2 protein-coding genes are annotated in these 3317 nt (G+C 72.4%); both read right to left on the bottom strand.

Features of this window, described 5'->3' with window-relative positions:
* Positions 1 to 513: 513 nt before the first annotated feature.
* A complete protein-coding gene (locus LzC2_RS20900; protein ID WP_171189964.1) occupies positions 514 to 1191 on the bottom strand; it encodes a hypothetical protein in 678 nt (225 codons plus the stop codon).
* A 50-nt stretch (positions 1192 to 1241) separates the two neighbouring features.
* On the bottom strand, positions 1242 to 3317 hold a 2076-nt coding region (locus LzC2_RS20905; RefSeq protein ID WP_206678850.1), incomplete at its 5' end, for a hypothetical protein.

The raw sequence follows: 3317 nt of genomic DNA on the forward strand, positions 1-3317 counted from the left end.
CCTGCAGGCCGTGATGTTGATCGTGCGGGGCGAACGCGCGGGCGTTCGGAGTCAGCGGTCGAACGGGACGAGCAGTTAGCCGCCCCGCACGATCAACATCACGGCCTGCAGGAAGCCGGCGGCCAACAGGCCGAGACCGGTCCAATGCGCCGCGGCGAGTTCGGTCAGATCCAGATAAAACGGGAACATGGCGCGAGCCGGTGCGGAAAACCTAGGGCGTGATGAGAGCGGCGAACCGCTTCCCAAGGGATAGCTCACGCTTTTGGTGGCTGCGGCCGTTCATTGCGGCCGGGGCAAAATTTCCGGCTTGGGGGCTATTTTCCACCCCCTGCGACCCGGCCGGGAAGCGGCCCCGCTTGCGGGAGGGCCATCCGTCAGACGCCGCGCCCGCCCGCCCAATGGCGGATTGCGGGCGTTCGCTGCGGGCCGTCCTTTCCCCGTTCCGGGCGCTCACGGACGACAGAGCGCGCGCTCTCGACGCCCCGTGACACGCCCCGTGACTTGCCGCTCGCGCTAGCTGCCCGGGCCGGCCTTCTTGACGGGCCGGACGGCGGTCAGCAGCAACGTGAACGTCAAATGCACGCTGCGGGCGCTCGAATCGGCGTCCTCCTCGAACGACAGTTCGTATTCGAGCGGAACCGAGTGCGGGTGAGCCGTCGTCGCCCAGGTCAGCAGCCCGGCGATCTGCGGGGTGGCGCCGACCGCTTCCGCCTCCAGACGGCGCGTGACCAACTCAAACTTAACGGGCTTCTCCGGATTCGCCTTCCCGGTCGCGGCGGGTCCGCCGCCGGACAGCGCCGCGAGTCCCGGCAGGGGCGGGGGGCCGTCGAGCCACGGCGTGACCACCGGCGGGTCCAGCGTGAGACGCCGGTAACGGCAGCCGGCGTCGGCGATCTTCTTCACGACCTCTTCCCGCAGACGTTCCGAAGTCGCCTCGTCCAGCCCCCGCGGGCCGTCGATCCCGGAGGGCTGTTCCTTCAGGGCCGTCAACCGCTCCGTCAGCGCCGGCAGCGTCGCCGCCTCCGCCTCCGCGGCGAACAGGTCCGCCTCCAGCATGCGACGAGCCTCGGTCGCCGCCGCGTACGACTCCCACGCCGGCAGCGTGAGCGCCAGACCGACGGCCGCGACCGCCCCCCACACGAACCACGACCGGCGAGGGTGTTCCAGGAACTGTTGCGGGAGACCTTCCATCGATCAGGCGGGTCGTCGGGGGAGCGATTGGGGGGAGACCGGCGTCGCGTTCAGCGACGGGCGGCGGGGTCCGGGGCAGCCGCGACGTTCGCAGGGTCGCCGTTCGAGGGGGCCTGATTCTCAGCCGCGACGTCCGCCGCCGGCGCGACGACGAGCGTCGGGGCCGCGGTCAGTTCGAACCGGACGCCGGGGCCGGTCGCATATCGAGCTTCCCGCGTCGCGGCGAGTTGCACGTGCGCAAACCGTCCGGAACGACGCAGCCGGTCGGCGAAGCGGAACACGTCGGCGTCCGTGTGCCCGCCGCCCACCACCGCGATTTCGGCCAGCGACGGGTCCTTGGGATCCACCGTTTCGGCCGGGGGCCGCACGAGGAATTCTTCCAGCCACGCTCGTCTCGGGGCGACGACGCCCGCCGGTTGGCCGTTGGGATCGGAGACGAGCGCAGTCCCGGCCCCGACCAGAGCAGGCACCCAAACCGGGCCGGTCCCCTGGGATTGAGCGAGCGTCTCGGTCCGGCGCTCCAACTCCGCGGCGTCGTTCAGTTTGCCACGCAGCCATCCGGCCATGTCGGCATCGGTTTGGGCGAGACGAACGGCCTGCTCCAACGGCTCCTGTTGCATCTCCGACCGCAACGCCATTCCCCAAAGCCCCGCGGAGAGCAGGAGCGCCGCGGCGACCGGCCAACCGACCCGGGCCAGATCCGCCCACGGGATCCCGCCGTGCGGTCGAACGGTGGTGGACAGATCCCCCCGGGTCGTCAACGTGACTTCTTCTTCCCCGCTCGCCGTGGCGCCGCAGGCCAGCATGACCGCGGCCAACGGTCCCGGAGAGACGGCGGCGCCCACGGACCACACCGGCCGCAGGGCTCCGCCGTCTGCGTCGTCGAGCGAGGCCGCGAAATCCACCCCGCCCGGCGCCGGGTGCGGGCCGACGGCGAGGTCCGGCCGCGGGTCGAGTTCTTCGCTCAGACGGCGCGTCACCGCGGCTCCGCCGGTCACGTAGACCCGCATTTCCGCGGCGTGGCCGGTCGCGGAGTTCTCGGCGGCCTCGGCGTCGGCGAAGAACTGCGCGCCGCCCGGTTGGCCGCGGAGTTGGTTCGCCACGTAGCGGCGGATCCGCTTCTGGTGGCGAAGCAGCACGTCGCCCCCCAAAGCGCCCGCAGAGGCCGCCGCGGAGTCGTCTTCTTCGCCGGGAACGACGGGCGAATGATGGCCGACCGGGCGATAGTCCAGCAGGAGCCGACCGCGATGGGCGGCGGCGACGTACAACCGATCGCCCTCGGCGGCCAGCAGCAACACCGGGCGGTCGCCGTCGGTCCCGCGGGCGTGCAATCCCGCGGACAGCGTGGCGAGCGTGTGTTCGATTCGTCCGGGCCGCAGGCCGGCGTCCGACAGCACATGCAGCACGTCCGAGGCGACCTGACGGGGGGCCACCGTCACCCGGACCCGCCGCATCTTCGCGTCGAGCCGTTCCTCGGCCGTCACGCAGGTCTTCTCGCCCCGCCCGAGTCCGAGATAACGCCCGGCCCGATCCGCCAAGGCCGCGGCTTCACGACGGGCTTCCTCGTGCGGAGCGGTCAGCACGCGGGTCACGCACAGCGCACCGCCCAACGCCACGTCCACCGGCACCCCGGACAGCGACCCGCCCACCGGCCCCAGATCCGCCGTGGCGGCGGCGAACGCTTCCGCCAGCACCTCACGGGTGAACCCCGGCTCCATCGGGCCGCACCCGGGCGGCCAGGGGCGGAATCGACAGACCGTGCGGGAACCGTCGGTGAAGGGTGCGAACCCCTGCGCCCCGTAGAACTCCGCTTCTTTGCGGTTCGGGTCGGCGTGCTCGTCGGCCTCCGCGGCCGCGGACCCGTCGCGAATCGAGATCGCCAGCGACAGCCCGCTGGGGGAGAGTTCCAGGCCCGCGGTCCGCTTCGGGCCGGACCGCCGGTCCCGCCGGCGGCGTTCGACCGGCACGGACTCCGGCTTGTCTCCGCCCTGACGACGATCCGCCGCTTGCGACTCGCCGCGCCGCTCGGCTCGCGCCCGCGGTCCGGCGATCGCTCCGGCGCCGGGGAGATCGCTCTCCACGGGGAGGTCGCTTCCCGCCGGCGGGGCAGGGGGAGTGGTGGCGGG

This window comes from Alienimonas chondri (assembly GCF_013036045.1).
Lineage (GTDB): Bacteria > Planctomycetota > Planctomycetia > Planctomycetales > Planctomycetaceae > Alienimonas > Alienimonas chondri.